Annotated in this window: 18 protein-coding genes; 2 read left to right on the top strand and 16 right to left on the bottom strand. The window is 57.6% G+C overall.

Annotation, left to right across the window (positions count from 1 at the left end):
- The first annotated feature begins 156 nt into the window (after positions 1 to 156).
- Complete coding sequence (locus JMV15_RS11220; protein ID WP_201491484.1) at positions 157 to 516, top strand: hypothetical protein; 360 nt, start codon at positions 157 to 159, stop codon at positions 514 to 516.
- Here JMV15_RS11220 and JMV15_RS11215 read toward each other — a convergent pair.
- The 13 genes from JMV15_RS11215 to JMV15_RS11160 form a co-directional block, all read right to left on the bottom strand.
- The gene (locus JMV15_RS11215; RefSeq protein ID WP_201491483.1) at positions 497 to 1,033 is read right to left on the bottom strand and encodes a lysis system i-spanin subunit Rz; all 537 of its coding nucleotides are present in this window, start codon (positions 1,031 to 1,033) and stop codon (positions 497 to 499) included. The two genes, JMV15_RS11220 and JMV15_RS11215, sit on opposite strands and share 20 nt — an antisense overlap.
- On the bottom strand, positions 1,018 to 1,338 hold the full coding sequence (locus JMV15_RS28350) for a DUF6527 family protein (protein WP_235991945.1): 321 nt from the start codon (positions 1,336 to 1,338) through the stop codon (positions 1,018 to 1,020). The genes JMV15_RS11215 and JMV15_RS28350 overlap by 16 nt, the downstream gene beginning before the upstream one ends.
- Positions 1,335 to 1,760, bottom strand: a complete 426-nt coding sequence (locus tag JMV15_RS11210; RefSeq protein ID WP_201491482.1) for a structural protein — start codon at positions 1,758 to 1,760, stop codon at positions 1,335 to 1,337. The genes JMV15_RS28350 and JMV15_RS11210 overlap by 4 nt, the downstream gene beginning before the upstream one ends.
- Before the next feature lie 56 nt (positions 1,761 to 1,816).
- On the bottom strand, positions 1,817 to 2,071 hold the full coding sequence (locus tag JMV15_RS11205; protein ID WP_019816795.1) for a hypothetical protein: 255 nt from the start codon (positions 2,069 to 2,071) through the stop codon (positions 1,817 to 1,819).
- Between the two features lie 286 nt (positions 2,072 to 2,357).
- On the bottom strand, positions 2,358 to 2,888 hold the full coding sequence (locus JMV15_RS11200) for a hypothetical protein (protein WP_153649790.1): 531 nt from the start codon (positions 2,886 to 2,888) through the stop codon (positions 2,358 to 2,360).
- A 28-nt stretch (positions 2,889 to 2,916) separates the two neighbouring features.
- Complete coding sequence (locus JMV15_RS11195; RefSeq protein WP_032903613.1) at positions 2,917 to 3,564, bottom strand: hypothetical protein; 648 nt, start codon at positions 3,562 to 3,564, stop codon at positions 2,917 to 2,919.
- A 325-nt stretch (positions 3,565 to 3,889) separates the two neighbouring features.
- On the bottom strand, positions 3,890 to 7,753 hold the full coding sequence (gene gpJ / locus JMV15_RS11190; protein WP_201491481.1) for a TipJ family phage tail tip protein: 3,864 nt from the start codon (positions 7,751 to 7,753) through the stop codon (positions 3,890 to 3,892).
- Positions 7,754 to 7,762: 9 nt separating this feature from the next.
- Positions 7,763 to 8,359 carry a tail assembly protein gene (locus JMV15_RS11185; RefSeq protein WP_235991944.1) on the bottom strand — a complete coding sequence of 199 codons (597 nt, stop codon included), beginning with the start codon at positions 8,357 to 8,359 and terminating at the stop codon, positions 7,763 to 7,765.
- The gene (locus tag JMV15_RS11180; protein WP_201491480.1) at positions 8,359 to 9,111 is read right to left on the bottom strand and encodes a C40 family peptidase; all 753 of its coding nucleotides are present in this window, start codon (positions 9,109 to 9,111) and stop codon (positions 8,359 to 8,361) included. The genes JMV15_RS11185 and JMV15_RS11180 overlap by 1 nt, the downstream gene beginning before the upstream one ends.
- 7 nt (positions 9,112 to 9,118) lie before the next feature.
- A complete protein-coding gene (locus tag JMV15_RS11175) occupies positions 9,119 to 9,805 on the bottom strand; it encodes a phage minor tail protein L (RefSeq protein WP_201491479.1) in 687 nt (228 codons plus the stop codon).
- A complete protein-coding gene (locus JMV15_RS11170) occupies positions 9,802 to 10,140 on the bottom strand; it encodes a phage tail protein (protein ID WP_201491478.1) in 339 nt (112 codons plus the stop codon). Before JMV15_RS11170 ends, JMV15_RS11175 begins: the two co-directional genes overlap by 4 nt.
- Positions 10,137 to 13,094, bottom strand: a complete 2,958-nt coding sequence (locus JMV15_RS11165; RefSeq protein WP_201491477.1) for a phage tail length tape measure family protein — start codon at positions 13,092 to 13,094, stop codon at positions 10,137 to 10,139. Before JMV15_RS11165 ends, JMV15_RS11170 begins: the two co-directional genes overlap by 4 nt.
- Before the next feature lie 59 nt (positions 13,095 to 13,153).
- Positions 13,154 to 13,585: a hypothetical protein gene (locus JMV15_RS11160; protein WP_201491476.1), complete on the bottom strand. Its 432-nt coding sequence runs from the start codon at positions 13,583 to 13,585 to the stop codon at positions 13,154 to 13,156.
- A gap of 199 nt (positions 13,586 to 13,784) precedes the next feature.
- On the opposite strand from JMV15_RS11160, the gene JMV15_RS11155 reads away from it, so the two are divergent.
- Positions 13,785 to 14,036 (top strand): hypothetical protein, encoded by a 252-nt coding sequence (locus JMV15_RS11155; RefSeq protein ID WP_201491475.1) that lies wholly within the window; start codon positions 13,785 to 13,787, stop codon positions 14,034 to 14,036.
- Here JMV15_RS11155 and JMV15_RS11150 read toward each other — a convergent pair.
- The 3 genes from JMV15_RS11150 to JMV15_RS11140 all read right to left on the bottom strand — a co-directional run bounded on the left by JMV15_RS11150 (position 14,020) and on the right by JMV15_RS11140 (position 15,923).
- Positions 14,020 to 14,205, bottom strand: coding sequence for a hypothetical protein (locus JMV15_RS11150; protein WP_201491474.1), 186 nt, complete (start codon positions 14,203 to 14,205; stop codon positions 14,020 to 14,022). The two genes, JMV15_RS11155 and JMV15_RS11150, sit on opposite strands and share 17 nt — an antisense overlap.
- A gap of 252 nt (positions 14,206 to 14,457) precedes the next feature.
- Positions 14,458 to 14,931 carry a hypothetical protein gene (locus tag JMV15_RS11145; RefSeq protein WP_201491473.1) on the bottom strand — a complete coding sequence of 158 codons (474 nt, stop codon included), beginning with the start codon at positions 14,929 to 14,931 and terminating at the stop codon, positions 14,458 to 14,460.
- 71 nt (positions 14,932 to 15,002) lie between these two features.
- The gene (locus tag JMV15_RS11140; RefSeq protein ID WP_201491472.1) at positions 15,003 to 15,923 is read right to left on the bottom strand and encodes a phage tail tube protein; all 921 of its coding nucleotides are present in this window, start codon (positions 15,921 to 15,923) and stop codon (positions 15,003 to 15,005) included.
- Positions 15,924 to 15,981: the final 58 nt, after the last annotated feature.

Genomic DNA, 15,981 nt, shown 5'->3' with positions numbered 1-15,981 from the left:
GCTCGCTGCAATCGAATGCCCACAAGAGCTTACAAGCGCGTGAGAGTGTCACGCAAAAGTCACGCACCCTCCCCGGCGTCCTGCCGACGAACACCACTCCCCAAACCTGCCACACCTCGATTACTGTACGCACATACAGTATTTGAGATTCACGCTATGAACGTAGACATGGACACCGATGATTGGCTCGGCTGCCCCACTCCGCTGGAAATGTACCAGCACCAATGCTCAATCCTTGTAGATGAGCTGGTGGAGACCGAACGCATGCTGCGTCGAGCGCGGGCGAATATCGCAGGCCTGGTGCAGATGAATGACCTGTTGATGACAGGAAAGGACCAGGCGGAGACCTCCTTGAAAGCCGCACTGTCCCAAGTCGCTGCCTTGAACCTGGAAACCTCACGTCAGGGCCGCAAGTTAAACGGTTTGGCGATAATCACGGAGCAGAGAGACCACCTTCTCAGGGAAAACCAGCGATTGCTGGATGAGCTGCGGGCACTCAAGGAGCCACAGCCCTGACGTACGCCTGGCAAGCACGCAAGGCGATTATGGCGTTATCCCCGTCATCGGTGATGCGGATAATTCGTTGCGCATGCGCTGGGTCAAGTTGGGCTCGACGGGCTGCATGAACCACGCCGACGGCGCCGGGGGTGGTAGGCACGTTGCAGCTACTGGCTGAATCCTCGGCAAGGAGGACTGACAGCCGGACATCAGCAGTAGCAAGCTGGTCACGCAGGCGAGCCTGGTTGCGCTGGGCATCGGATAATTCCTTGGTGTGTTGTTGGTCCTGGAGCGCGAGCTTTTCCTCGGTGTCCAGGCGCTTATCCAGTTCGGCCGACTGCTGACGCCACGCCTCACCAGTGATTGCATCCAGTTCCTTCTGGTGGCGGGCGCCCTGCTCCGCGATACGCTCAGCCATCTTCTTGCCCATCCGCCAGTCCTGGACCTCCCAGGCGGCGCCAGCACCAATGCCAATCAGCAGCAGGCATGAAAATAGGATCAGCGCGACCTTGTACTGCTTTACCAATTCGCCCATGACTCCTCCCAATTCGGCAGATCGACAGTTTGACCAGCCAGTGCATGCGTGCAGTCGCCCAGGTACTGGATTCGCCCATCGGTGACGAATGAGTGGCAGACAACATCCTTTCCATGCATCCCATAGCGGGACAGTACAGAGGGCGTGAACGTCGGCGCCTCGGCGATACCGTTGTAGCCCCACCGCGGGCCTGGGCCAGGTCCAACATTCAGGCTATGCGGGAGGTCGCAACCATTGCAGAAGAACCACAGCGAGCCGTCTGCTGCCTGGCCCAGTACGCGTGAGATCGTTTTTATTTCACTCATGTCAGCGCCCGCCGCACGCCTTCGGCCAACACCGCATCAGGGTAGGCATAGCCTGCGTTCTCGTGGTGGATGATCGCCTTGACAAAGCCAGCCATTACCACGGGGCGAGTCAGATCGACCTCGGCACCAGGTCGTGCTCCAGTGTTCGCCTCAACAGCGCGCACGTACGCGGCGGTGTCGTTCTCGACCGACGGCGCCCAACGGCTGATGATCGCCTTCACGGTCTTCAAGCCATGCTTGCGTTGGTAGGTCAGCAGCAGCTTGCCCAGGGCGCGTATACCGTTTTCGGCAGTGTCAAAGCGGGCGAAGCGCTTCTCAATGGCAGGATCTGGCTTGAGCTGTCCTTGCCATTGATTTGCCGGGTTGTAATCGATGTTGCCCGGGTTGCGATTGCGCACCCCGCGACTTTCAGTAATAGGCATGGCTTTCTCCAGGCAATAAAAAACCCGCTCAAGGCGGGTGGCGGTGACTGGTGGCTTTAGGCGTCTAAGGCGGAAGCGCTCACCGGTAAAGGGAAACGCGCCTTGATCGCGGCCACTGACGCCAGCCAGGCGGTGTAGTCGGGCTCCAGGCCACGGCTCAACGCGTCGTAGTCGGCTTCCAGCCTGAGCGGGTCGGACTCGGACAGGTAGGCAGCGCGACGCGATGACAGAACGGACTCAAGGGCGGCACGCTCTTCATCCGCATGACGTTGCTCGGCGGTAACCATCTTGCTGAAATCGATATTACTCATAGGGGAAGACTCACATTACCGTTCGGTGGGGCGACGATATCGGCAGGGAAGCAAGCTGAGTTGCTTGCTTCAGGTCCGCACGGAAGGAGCAAGGTTATGATCAGATCTCCGTTGAGCCTCATAACGTCGCCGACGACGAATTCGCAAGCCACAGCAGATGCTGGCAAGACTGCACCTTCAGGAAGTTCTCGGAAGTCGAACCGTTCACCGTTGATTGTCAGCACATCATTCCGCTTACTGACGACCAGCTGATCATCCCGACGCTGCGGCGATAATTTGATTATCATTATTTCCACCTCCCTATTGCCAAATAGCGATATTCATAGGAATAAGAAATATTAGTTCCTAGTGTCGTAAAGCTCGGGAACGATGAAGATGCAGACACACCAGTGTTTATGAACGCCCCAATCAAACCATAGTTTTGCTTGGATGAGTATATCTGCGCGCCCTGCCCCGCCGTATAAAAAATCAGAGAATTGGCAATATAAGGCGAGCCTGAAAAAGCGTACGGCATAACTACAGATGGCACCACAGACGCGCCAGGGTTAACGGTCGCAGTTACGATAAACGTGTTAAAGCAAATTAGAGTGCCGTCTGCAAATTTCGTATAGGTTCCGTTTGAGTTTGTTTTTGTCTCGATAATACCGCCGTTCGGAAGGCCGTTTAAATCAGCAACATCAGCGAGAATATTCGACCTCTGATAGAAGTTCTTATATATCTCATCTGTCATGGCGTTGATCTTGACGCCAGCCGTACGAGTGGTATCCCCGCCTACACCAGTAGGGGCCGTACCAAGGTTTATCTCTTGTCTTGCCATGTGCTTGCATCCTTATGATGACTTAAATTTAAACAACCACCTTCCCAAAAACTGCAGCAAGGGAGAAGTAAAATGGGTTCGTCACGGTGGTCACGCTGAATCTTATAAGCCCAGCAGGAAAGTCATATCTAAGTCCCGTTCCACGAGACTCATTATTTCCTGCCATCATCGGCATTCTGGCGTTATTAATCATCAAGTAATCGCCGAGCTCATAACTCAGCGGAACAGAATACCAATTAGTCGGCAATCCTTGGGCGCTATACGTAGTATGCGTGTAAGTCCAATTTTGTAACGATCTGGTAAATACTGCTGCTTGAGTACCAGAATCGAAGATTTGCTTGCCATTGGCATCCCACATTCTTAGCCCGTACGATGCTAAGGGCTTCGACGAAAACGCCCCCACGAAAATATTGCCCGAGTGGACTTGCCCGGACACAACAGTAGCGCCAGTCCAAGCCCCCGCAGAACCCTCAAGCAGAACGCCTAACTGTATAAGCGATCCATTGTCAGGCGGCCTGATGAAAATTAGCGGTGGTTCCTGTGTATCAACCACATTTTGGAATGTGACTGTGACGCCAGCGCTGTAGGTGCCTTTATGAAAAACACATAGCCTTGCGTACTCAGAGTCTAGGGAGATCGCTCCAGCATCGTTAACAACGCTCAAGCCATAGGTCATCACCCCCACCTCGCAACTATTAGCCGCATTGTTGCGGATGAAAAAGACCCAGACGGGCTGCCTTTCAGGAAGTTTCGTGTATAAACCACATCCTGACCCATCTCGCACTCCAACTGTCTATTTTCAGAAACTTGCGAGGTATCGTTATTTATCGGCAAAAAAAAGCATATCGAGTTGCTTGTATTGCAACCCGGCACCGAAAACTCTCGAGTTCCTGCTGGGCCCGACGAATAAGAAACCAGAACAGATAAAACAATCCTGTATGTGGCGACACTCGTATCGAACTCCAGCACCCCCGACGAAGACCAGATCCTTAAGGCAGAACTCATTCGGTTTGATCTCCAAGCTGTAGGCGCTTTACACCGCCCGCATCCCAAAAGCGCAGCGACCGATTTGTCATCATTGATCGTCCTTGACCTGGAGCTACGCCGTTGATTTCGAACGTCCCGTCGAAGAACAGCTTCCATCCAGCCTTTTGCGGGTCGTAGTTGTTCGACTGGATGTAATTACCGATCTTGGCGTTGGTGATCGTGCCATCCTGGATGAACGCAGCCTTGATGAAGGTCTGCCCACCCGTGACTGCGAACGGCACAGTCCCGGCCTGGCCGATAGCGAACCTGTCGGCGTCGATAATGAACTGCGACTGCAACCCACCGGGACCGTTCTCCAGGCCCAGGCCGATACCCGCGTACTTGTACAAGCCGCTGGCACTTTCGTACTGCATACGCACCGACCAGCTCCCGGTGACCTTGCCGTCGACCGTTTGTATGGCTGTGGCGTTGGTCTGGATTGCGAGCGTATTCCCGCCCACCGTCGTCTGAACGGTGTCGATGCGCTGGCCAAGCGCCTGATCCGCATTTGTCCGCGCAATGATTTCTGCCTGGACCGCCGAGGCATTACTCGCCGTCTGCGCTGTAACGGTGTCGATCCGAGTGGAAAGAGCACCATCCGCATTGATGCGAGCGGTTTGCTCAGACAGCACGGCAGCAGCGTTCGCCGAGGTTTTGACCTCGACCGCATCTGTGCGCTGGCCTTGTACCAAGTCGCCCTCGATCAGCGCGGACTGGGTAGACCAGACACCCACATAGCTTGCCTCCGACCCCATCATCGAACCGCTATCGCCCTGGAGCGGCGGATTGACCTGCAGGTAAATGCCGTCAACCCGCTCTGCCGTGGTGGTCACCTTGCCATCTAGCGTGGTGACCGTGGTCTTGAGCGTGCTCAGGCCGCTTGCAGTCGCAACCACCCCGGTGACAGGATCATTCACTGTTGCTTTGACGGCGTTCAATTGCGAAGCCTGGGCGGTAATGTCCTGACCGTGTTGCGTGATCGTTGCGGAGTTCTGCTGAACTTGCAGAGCCAGTGCGTCAACCGTTTGCGCCACAGTGCCAATATCGAACCAATACGTCCCATTCGGTGGAGACATTCCCGCCGGGACGTCTCCACGCGCCTGGTAAAGGTGCTGTCCGACTCGGACGATGTTGCCAAGGGTATAAGCCTTGGAAGGATCGTACTCAAGCGCGTCGACGATCTGGTCAATCAAACCTTCCAGCTCATCCTTGGCCGCTTCGATGCGCCCATTGACCGAGCCTGGGCCATTGCCGTCGATAAGGTTGATGCGCTCATTCAGCAGTTGCCCCAGGGACGTCTCGTCGATCTGCCCTTTGATCTGCTCAAGGATCGGCCCAGCATCCGAGCTGGCCTGGCCCATCACCCCATTCACCACCGGATAGAACGGTCCAATGTTGCCGGTACGGTCCACCAGGCGCGCCCAGAAGAACAACGTTGCACCCGCCAGCAGTGACTGCATACGGTAGTCGGCCTGCGGATATGCCAGGTCGGCAAGCTTCGTCGCGGCTTGCAGGTTGTTCGCCGGGCCATACCAAAGCTCGGTCCGCTGGGTGTCCTCGGCGCCAGCAGGGAAGCCCCACTTGATGCCGATGCCGAACAGCTCGCTGGTGGTGGTCAGGAACGACAACGCCGGCGGCAAGCCGGTTTTGCCGGTCAGTTCTACCTCAGGGCTGGCGCCCCAGATAGAAGCCACATCCATGGCGTTAACCGAGCTGACACGTGCAACGTAGCGGCCGCTGTAAATGCCCTCAACGTCCGCGCCGAGATTCCCAGTGCGCGGCAAGCGGATCCAGTTACCGCTGTCCTTGCGCCACTCCACGTTGTACGCAATAGCCCCAGGCACCGAATCCCACGTAATACGCATACTGGTGACAGCAATGCCCTGCGACACGACGCTGCGCGCCTCGATGCCGATGTTATCCGGCGGAGACATTACCCCGGGCGGGATGATGCTCGTTGGCTGCGGATCAATCCGGGCGCCAGTGTCGATCGCCTGGTACTTCAGTGGCTCATGTTGAGTGGCAGCTATCTTGAACTGATGCAGCCCTTGCGGCTCGATGGTCTGCACACGAAAGCGCATCACGGCCAGATCAGCGCTTTCCACGGACCAGCTGCACTCCGGCTCTGGGAGTTCCGAATAGTCCGCCATGACGGTGACCAAGCGGCCAGAGACGGACTTCACGATGCGCCCTTCGGACTTGCCGCTCGGCAGGTTAAGGATTAAACGGTCTTCCTCGTGCACCTCTGCGTCGATGTCCAGCGTGATCACGCGCTTGGTCGCGGCGCTGATACGCCCACCATTTGCGCGCCCCGAGAACAACTCATCAGCCACGCAGATAATCTGGCCAGGCTCGACGTTGCGGCCCTCCATGCCGGTGGTGAAGCTTACCGACCACTCCTCATACTGCTCAGACTTGAGCGCCCAGATACCGTGGCGGATTGCTTCTCCCTCCACGGTACAGCCGAAACGCGAGATATCCAGCATCCGGTGCCCGAGCTCACCGATCAACTCTTCGTTGGTAACGGGGGCCGGCTGTGTCTTGAACTCGTTTTCAGGATTGTCCCAGGCAACCTTCGCCCGTGTATGGCGATCAGGGAGCGCTGCGGAGACGTACTCAAATTCACCGATGATGTTCGAGCGGGTGAAGACGTAGCCGTCCTCGTTGCCTGGAATATCCGCCACCATGGTGACCTGGGAACCGTTCCAGCAACTGCTCCCACGGAACACACTGGCCAGGTCCGAAAGGAGTGCGTAGCCCTCAACCGAATCCTGAATGTAAACGTTGGTGGTCATACGCGGCTGCATGCCGCCCTTCCCGTCTGGAACCATCACATCGCAATAGCGGCCGATCTCGTACAGCGTCCAATGGTCCACCATGTCGGCGGTGATGCGACGGCCCAGGCCGTAGCGACGATGCAACAACAGGTCGCGCCATACCCAGACAGGATTGTTGGTGTAGGCAAGCTTAAAAGTGCCGTTCCAGTCACCTGTATAGGTTCGAGTCTCCGGGTTGTAGTTGGTCGGCACCTGAACAATGCGTCCGCGCATCAGGAAGCTGGCCTTCGGCGTGTCCTGAAATTGCTTCGCATCGAACTGCAGGCCTCCCAGCGCCAGGTTCGGATAGCGCAGCTTTTTGTCGATGACCTCCGTAAGCCCTTTGATGCGCATCAGGTCTGCGAAGTTGGAGTCGTTGCGGTTGGGGGTGAGTCGGCGCACGCGAACCAGCGCACTGGTGAAGCCCTCAGGGAGGTCGATTCGATGGGTGCGCTCGTATTCGGTTGTTCCTTTGTCATCCAGGGTTGCCGAAAGGACTGTTTGGTAGCTACCGCCATTCACGGACAGGTCAATCGCATAATCAATGCGGTAACCAATTTGGTCGCCGTTGGTCTTTATCTGCCAAATCTGCGGCCACGATAATCGGATGCGCACAGCCGACAACTGCTGATCAGTAATCGCGCGAGTCCAGGCGTTGTCCGATTTCAGCTCGATAGGCAAGCCCTGTGATGCCTCATTCTCGATGGCCGGAAAGCCCGGCATATACTCCTGATCGACTGTTCCCGGGCGAAAATCCCATGTTGTCCCAGGAAAGTTCTCACTGCCGTCTGGAGATATCAGTGGCGTGCCGTTGAGCTTCACTGAACGCTTGTCGTCGACCAGGCCTACGATAGGGCCTTCACTGAGCGCATACAGGAGCTTTACCGTAGCGATAGACAGAGCGCTATCGGGCGCCTTGTATGGGGTGTAGGGCTTTTGCTCGCCGCCCTTGGCCCCGGAAACGCGGGCAGCAGTAGGCCGGCGCCGTTGCTTTGCAGCAGACGCTGTTGCGGTCTTGGACATATCCGTTCCTTACTGCTGGTCTTCCGAGAAGACACCGGCCGAGATGAGGGCGCCGCCGATATCGCGCTCGCCATACAGAAGTGGTTTACAGCGGCCTTGGGCGGTGGTGGTAACCGCGCCGCCAAAGGCATACGAGGGCTTGTTGCCGTCACCCTCCTTGTCCAGGACGCCGACGGGTGATGGGGACATGCTCATTGCGATACCGCCGAGCATAAGCCCTGCACCGGCAATGGCTAGGTAGTACTGCCCAGTGAAAGCACCGATCACGATTAGGGCCAGGCCTGCAATGGTGGCGAAAAGTCCGCCACCCTTACTGCCTATTACGATGGGGGCAATGCGTATTGGCTCCACCGTTTCCTGGCGCATGGCGACCTCGTTTTCCGAAAGGTTTTGCTTTCCTCGAAAAACGGCGTAAGTCAGGCCGCGCTCTTCGGAGAGCCTCAGGAACCGCTTGAACCCTGGAATTTTCACGCATAAGGCGTGGACCGCCTCAGCACAAGACGCAACAGCCAAGTGATGAACTCGCCCGAACCTGGCGCCCAGCACTCCATAAAGCATCACCAGCACCACCAGTGGCTGAGGGCTGATCTTTGTTCGCATTGCCATCAGTCAGCCTCCGGAACGCGCTGGTGCCGAAGAATCAGCACGGTGTAATCAGCCCACATGCCGCCGTACACGTCGCGGGTGGATTTCTTGTTGTAGCGGTGATGCAGGAATGTGCCTGGGGCCGGGTGCAAGTCTGGCTCGCTGGCGAGAAGGCCGTCGCCCAGATAAATACCTGCGTGGTTGGGTGCGTCTGCATTGATCTGCATGACGATCATGTCGCCTTTGCGCGGCTCGGCTACGGGGTAGAAGCCGGCCTCCCCGTAGTACTTCTCGTAGAGGCTTTCACCGGCGTTCCACCAGCCGTCCCTGCGCGGATAATTGGGCAGCTCGATTCCGTGCTCGCGAAGGTAATAATCTCGGCACAGAGCGTAGCAATCCAACAACCCATGACCGAAGTCTCGCCCAACCAGGGGGGCCATATAGCCCACTGGCTTGAACTCGAAGTACTCGCCGGATGGCCAGCTGACGATGCCCCAGGGTTTTTCGTGCAATTCACAGCTCACCCGATCGGCCATGCTCGGCACTGGCGGTACGTCAGGGTGGCTATGGATGATCATGGTCACCTCGCCTCTGTCCTCCGCGTAACACTTATCCTCAGGGTTGATGATGAAGTGCTCGCTCGGTGTTTTGGCATCGTTCCGACATGGAACGTACTTCAGCCGCCCCTCCTCACGGATCACCACGCCGCAGCTTTCTTTGGGAAATTCCGCCTCGGCGTGAGCCTGGATTTGTTTCAGCATCACTTTGTTCATGGCCTACCTATCCAATTAGTGCGGCGCCAGGGGTGGCCCCAATCGGCAACGGGTTCCCCTTGCCAAAGCGTTTTTCGCAATCGCTCACGCGCCCACCGCAGCGATCGAGCGCTGGGTCGTCTACGGGGTTGCCGTCGAGGTCAAACATCTTGATGCCGGTGTAGTTGCAGTCCGGTCCGCGGTACTCACCCCACAGGCACCACTCGCACCGGTTCATGATGAGCCCGCCTGGCAGGCGCTGGCCTTTAACTGCCGTAGGCGGCGCCAATGAAAACACCACCTCTTCGCGCAGCAGGCTCGTAACCTGGTTGATGTAGGAGATGTCGACCGTTTCCATTGGTGTGACCGTGGGGTTCCCATCTGGAAAGTTCGCGGCATCCAGGTACTTGGCATAAGTCTGGCGAACTGTCAGCTTGACGCCGCTCATGCCCTGGAATTGCCGGCACAGCGCGGTGATGGTTCCGTCGATGTTGCTTATCTTCAACACTGGCGTCGAGTTGTTGCCCTCGACGCTTCGACCGAAGCCGCCGGTCTGGTAGGGCCGAGGGGCGTAGGAGTCACCCTTCCAGATGATCGGCGTGGACTGCTGGTGCGCGTGGTAGCGCAAAATCCCCATGCCGCGAGCCTCGCCATCCAGTTCGATCAACTGGATAAGCGCCCCAGGCTCAAGCTTCTGGTTGTCCAAGGTGATCATGGGTTAAACACCTGCTGGAATTTGGTGGAAAGGATGTATACGCCAGCCCCGAGCGGTTGCAGGCTCCAGCCGCCATCCGTGACGAAAGCGCCCTGCTCGTGCAACGGTGGCGTCCACAGGAAGTGGGTAACGCCCTTGTGCCTCACAAAGAAGTCGCGAATGGGGACGATGTAGTCAGTCTTCCCCATGAACGTGACGGGCCATGAGGTGGAGATGTTGTTGATACCTACCGACAGGCGCTGGCTGTAACCATTGCCAAACTGAGAGACGAGGATGTCCGTATCATCATCACCGGTCGTGCCTTTTTCCGGGCACCACGTGAATAACTCACTCATGCCGCGTTCCTCCGGTTGCTTGGGTCAAGTAGGCCGTTCTGCCCCTTCTCTTGCTGAATCACGGCCCTGGCCACCTTTGGCATCTCTGACCGCACGGTGGCCAAGACAGCCTGGCCCATCTGCTCGTAGCCTGCCGTCGCGTTGGCCGACCCGCTCGAGCCATCCCCATTCACTGTGATGTGAATTTGGGGCGGCGCGCTGGACATAGATGACATTGTCCCGCCGCCCTGAGCCGACGGCGCTGATGGAATCGCAGAAACGTTGCCATTGCGCAGGGCCTCGACAGCGGCGACACCGCCGTAGCGCTGGATATCCTTCTGGCTCCAGACCACCTCGCCCTTGTGCACGGTGCCAGCGACTTCGTTAACGCCACCAGGCCCTGTGTAGCCGCCACCAGAGAACCCAATCCCGGCGATAGCTGCCACGTTGGCAGCAGCGGCAACACCAGCAGAGACGGCCAGGGCCATGCCCAGCGGGTAAGGTTGAACCGCAAGGGCATTCTGGACTGCCACATACCCCTGAATGGTGGCCTGCGCGATTGCCGCCGCCTTCCCTACCGCAGCCAGCTTCTTGTTTCCCGACTGGCTGAGCGCGGTCATGTTGCCGAAGAAGTCAGCGCTCGACGTCAGTACTGCCGAGTTCTTGGCGCGCTCGATCTTCGCCTGGTTGTCCCGGCCCTGCTGGTTGATGTTGTTGACGCGCTCGGCATAGGTCTCCTCGTTGATAGCCTTGAGGTCGAGATAGGCCTTCTGCTTTTCCAGCTCCATGGTGCGCCAGGCGTCAACCTTCGCTGACTCTTCGTTGAGGCGCTGGATTTCGCTGTAGGCACCGCCCACAGAGGCGTCGACGCCGGTCACCTGAGGTGCCTGCGAAACACCCTCGATGGTTCCAGGCTTCTGGGATGCCTTTAGATTGACGTCACGAATCTTGATCAGGGTTTCGAGCCGCTTCATCGCCTCGGTGTTGCCCTGGCGCTCGTACTCCGCCATTTGAGCTGCGTCATCCAGCGAAGACTTGAGGCTGTTTGCCTCCCGTAGCTGGCCAGTGAGGGTCAGCAGCTGCACCTGGTCCTTCTGTGCCTGCTGAATATCCCGGCTGATCTGCGCCTCACGCTCAAGCGCAACGTTTTTCTTGAGCTGGGCGGTGATCAGATCCTGGCTGGCCAGCAGCGACTTCTGATCGGCGGTGAGCGTCTTCTTGGCTTTGATGTCGGCGAGTTGCTGCTCCCACTTGATCAGGGCCTGGGCCTGGGTTCCGACCTTCTCCGTGGCGATGCCTTGGGCGTTGAGCGAAGCGTTCTGCTGGAGCAGGACGGCCTGGGTCTGGCGTGCTGCGTCCAGCGCCTTCATGCCGGCGTCTTCGCGGTAGGCCTTCTCCTTCTTCGGCGCCGACTCTTTATAGATCGGGTTATCGCGAATGGCCTTCTGCGATGCGGCGGCCTGCTGCTCACTGATGATGTAGCCGGCGGCTCGGGCGGCATTGATGCGCTTCTCGTCCTCCTCGAGAGCCTTGTTCATCTTCTGGCGCTTGGTGAAGTTTTGCTCAATGCTTTTTTGGAAGCTCTCGTAGGCTATCTGACCGTCTCGCTGAACCTGTGCGGCATGGGCGGCCGCCGCTGCCGAATCTTGCTCCGCTTTGCTCTTTTTTTCATACGCGGCAATCTCGGATTCGATAGCCTTTATGCGCTCGCGAGTGTCATCGTCTTCAAAGCCAGTATCAAGCAGGCTTTTCCTGTACGCGATTTCCTGCCGCAGCTTGGTCAGATCGGGCCCGGCGCTCGACTCTCGGCCGACCCCCAAAATTGCATCCCAACCGCTTTTGGCGGCGCCCGCAAGATCACGCCATGCCTTCTCAAGGCTTCCGAGATTTTCTTTGATCGTCGCGGCGCGCTGGCCCAGCGCCTTGGCAAGCGCCTCTTGAGCAATAGCTGCCGCCGCTTCTTTTTCGCCCTGATCCTGAGCGGCGCGCACCTGCTCATATACGGAAGCAGTGAGGAAGTTGTATTTTTCGTTGAGCTCGGCGACGGCCTTTACCGGATCATCAGCCAGCTTGTTGAACTCGGCAATTGTCGTGCCGACAGCTTGGCCGGAGGCCTTCTCCCAAGAGATAGCGGCTATCGCGATCTCTTCGAAGCTTGAACTGGCAATCTTTCCAGAAGCGGCCAATTGGGCCAGGGCCGATGCAGCCTGACCAGTGGTGCCCACGGTATCGCCAATACGCCTGGACATCTCGGCAAGTGCGCCGGTAGTAGTGCCGGAGGCATTGCCGGTGGACACCAGAGACAGGCGAAAGGCGTCCTGCTCCTTTGAGCCCTGGTAGTAGGCCAGCCCAAGTACACCGACGGCAGCAGCGGCGACAGTGAACGGATTCACTAGACCAAGGATATAGCCACCCAAAGCTTTTGCCGCTGGGCCTGCTCCGCCAAACATATCCTTGAGTTGACCACCTTGCTGCAGGAATACCGTTAGCGGAGCCTGGCCGCCCTGGAGGGATACGGCAATGTCGGTAAACTGGGCTGGCACCCCTCTCAAGGCGGCCGCTGTTTGCTTTGCGGTATTTCCGGTTCGGGTCAAGGAATCGCTGAACCTGTTCAAATCGTTACGCGTAGCGGCGATCTTCTGCTGATACTCGGTGTAAGTATCAAGTTCGATAGTCCCTGCTTTGCGGTGTCGAGCAAGCTCTTGCTCTTGCCGGTCAAGCTCTCCAAGCTTTTTGCTGAGCGGATCAATTCGACCAAGCAACTGATCAATCTCTTCGCGTTGGCTGGAAAATGATTTACCTGCCGCCTCAGCGCTTTTACCTGCGCCACCTATCCCACTCCCAGCCTTGTCCATGGCTGGCTTTACCCGCAGGCCGGCGCCCTCGAGGGCTTCCAGAGCCTTGCGAGTATCTGCCGCTTTTTGTTCGGCATCCCGGCTATCGATCTCCAAAACAAGGCGGGATGTCTGAGTCATTACTTTTCTCCAGGCATAAAAAAACCCGCTCGCTGCGGGTCATTAAAAAAATTGTCTGGCTAAATGGAATCCATCTCAGCCTTAAGCACGTTCACTTTTGACTCGAATGTATATTTTTCAAAGCTCTCGACCCCTGCAGGGCGCGGCGTGCGAAGCCACTCCATGTATCCAAGCCAAGATGCATAAGCGTCTTTTATTGCTACTGCCAAGACTGGTCGCACTTCAATTTCTTGTTGCAGGAGAGGCTTTAGCTTCGGCGCCTCGGCATCTATGCAGCTTGAAGAAACTCGAAATGACGCCGCCACGGCTGCTCTATATTGAGCGCTTGCCTTACCATGCTTTTTAAGAGAATTGTTAGCCTCATGAAGCGCCTCAGAACCTCTAAAGCTGCAATAAGCCGCAGACCCCTCGAGCATCTGTAAGAACGTTGGCGCGGCGATTACGCCTGGCGAGAAAATCAAGCATGCGATCGCGGCGGTTAAAAGCCTCATCAGACATCTCCCTGTAGATAGCGGCAATCTACCACTATCCAATGGTCGCACCAAAGCTTCCTGTACGAATCCCCAGTAACGCCCGACCACTCGCCAGTAGTAGCCTCCTGCCACACGCAAGGATTCCCCAGTCCTACGCCTGCAAGCCCAAGGACTGGGATAGCGCCAATATCGGCGCGTTTATGACCTGGAGGTCAATGTGAGTAAAAACGAAAGTTTGGCAACCCCTAATGAGATTGGACTGCAACAATCAATTCTAGCTATAGCTCTGGCATTGAAGGCGTCGCCGGGGTTCAACAACGAAGCACTAAAGTTAGTCGCTCAGAAATTCATCTCGGAGCCGCCTGCAGCAATCAGTACGCCCGAAGCGCTCGTATCGTACCGCAGGACACTAGAAGCCTTGGCCAATGACCAAGAGCAGGCTCTGAAGTGGATTAATCAAAGCCTGTAACCGCGTTGAGAAAATGGCTCGACGATGATCCAAAAAATCGAATCGAGCCATCTGCCCCCAACTCCCAGCCTGCAACACCATCTTCAAAATTTTCAGATCTGACAGTCTCAGCAATATAAAACATAGCTATCTCCTGCGGCCATGCCGCGTCATGTTGGTTGTCAGTCATCGCTGTCGTCGGCCAGGCACACCGCATCCAACGCAAACATCACAGCGTCCAGCTCGTCTCGTGTCATCGGCGCCGGGTGCGATTCGACCCAGTCAGATATCTCCCTGGCCGATAGGGGAAGCGGGAAAGCACCCGCCATGGTGGCCAGGAACCGCCGCCCGCGCGTGATGCTGCGGAAGGCACTCAACAGGTAGGCGGTGATGGGGTCGTTCGCTGGCTCATCGGGAAGTTCAAAGCCCAGGCGCTGATAGATCAGGCTGCGCTTTTCGGCTTGGCCGACTGCCCACTCTTTTTCCCACTCGAAGCGGGCGACGGCTTTTTTACGGTATCAGCCAGCTCTTCGGCTGCTTCGGTTGCCACTGATGCGCTGTGCCGCAGGACAAATAGGAAGAAGTCCACATTGCTATCGAGCAGCTCTGCCGCAACAGACGGGCTGTACTTGAGTGGGTTGCCTTCGGCATCCAGCACGCCCGACCAATCCTTCACGATGAAGTGACTCATCAGCATGGCGTGGTTCTGATGCTCGGTCAGCTCGCCGGCGATAACTCCAACCTGGCCCTCCTCGAAGCGCGCGTCGTTGCGAGTAATGCGGCGCCGCATGCGCTCCAGGCCAACCTGGTACTCCGAATTGTCGATGCCGACCAGCAGCACCTTCGTGTCCTTGTCGAATTCCACCCAGCGTGCGCCGGCGGCCGCCTGGTCTTTCTTGGTCAGTTGCAAAGCCATGATAAATCCTCAACGCCACGCCAATAAAAGGACCACCCCGGCCGGCGTTCAAGCCGAGGCAGTCAAAGGGTTTACGGTGCTGGGTCAGCCGCTTCACGGGTGATGGTCGGGCTGAGCTTGGCAACGGTGTAGTTGAGCGTGACTTCGATCAGGTCGCGCTTGCCGCCATTGGGCAGCTCGCCATCCACTTCCACGGCTGGGAAGTTGAACGTGTACTTGTTGCCCAGGGCGTCGGTGATCGGGAACACCACCGCGATGGGAGTACGGGTGAAGGTGTTCTTCCACAGCTGCCATGCACGCTTGGACCAGGCCAGGGTGATGCTGCCGGTGATCGCCGCCTCGGTGGCGATGTGGGCGCCAGGCCCCAGGCTTTCAGAGCCCAGGCAGCGCTGGGTTTGCAGGCTGTTGTCCAGGGCGATGGTCATGGCCGATACACAGGCCACGCCTTCCAGGGACTGGCCATTGACCAGGATCGTGCCGACGTTGTTGTTCGACAGGAACGGTGTAGTGGTCGGGGCATTGGGCGACACCACAATCGGCACTTCGCCGTCGGTGTAGTCGAGGCAGGCCATGTTGAACGTGGCAGTCACCTTGCCTTCGGACGGAATGTCGAGGGCGAAGGTAGAGACGTGTGCACCCTTGAACAGGCCGTATACGCCGACATCGTTGTAGCCCTTGGCGATGCTGAAGGTGTTGCGTGTATCGCCCACACGCAGCACGTCAGCGGTCCACACGCCATAGAAGGCGGCTTCCAGCAGCTGGTCGAACGAGCCGAACGAGAACTCCGCCGTCAGGTCGCCGCCGATATCGATGCTGGTGGCCACCGAGCCTTGGCTCAGGCGGGTATCGGTGATTTCGTCGCTGACCTCGGTGTTGACCGTTGGGGTCAGTGCGTTGCCGGTCAGGCGCAGCGTGTCCCAGGTGCCTACGGGGGTAACGCCGGGCGTCACCTCCTTGATGATGTGCGAAACGACTTTTGCGCCGGAACTCATGGGGTGAGTCTCCTATCTGCGGGCATAAAAAAACCCGCTCAAGGCGGGTGGATGGTGT

Origin of the sequence: Pseudomonas paracarnis (assembly GCF_904063055.1) — a bacterium.
Lineage (GTDB): Bacteria > Pseudomonadota > Gammaproteobacteria > Pseudomonadales > Pseudomonadaceae > Aquipseudomonas > Aquipseudomonas paracarnis.
The sequence above is the reverse complement of the archived record's forward strand: the minus strand, read 5'-3'. Positions and strand labels throughout refer to the sequence as shown.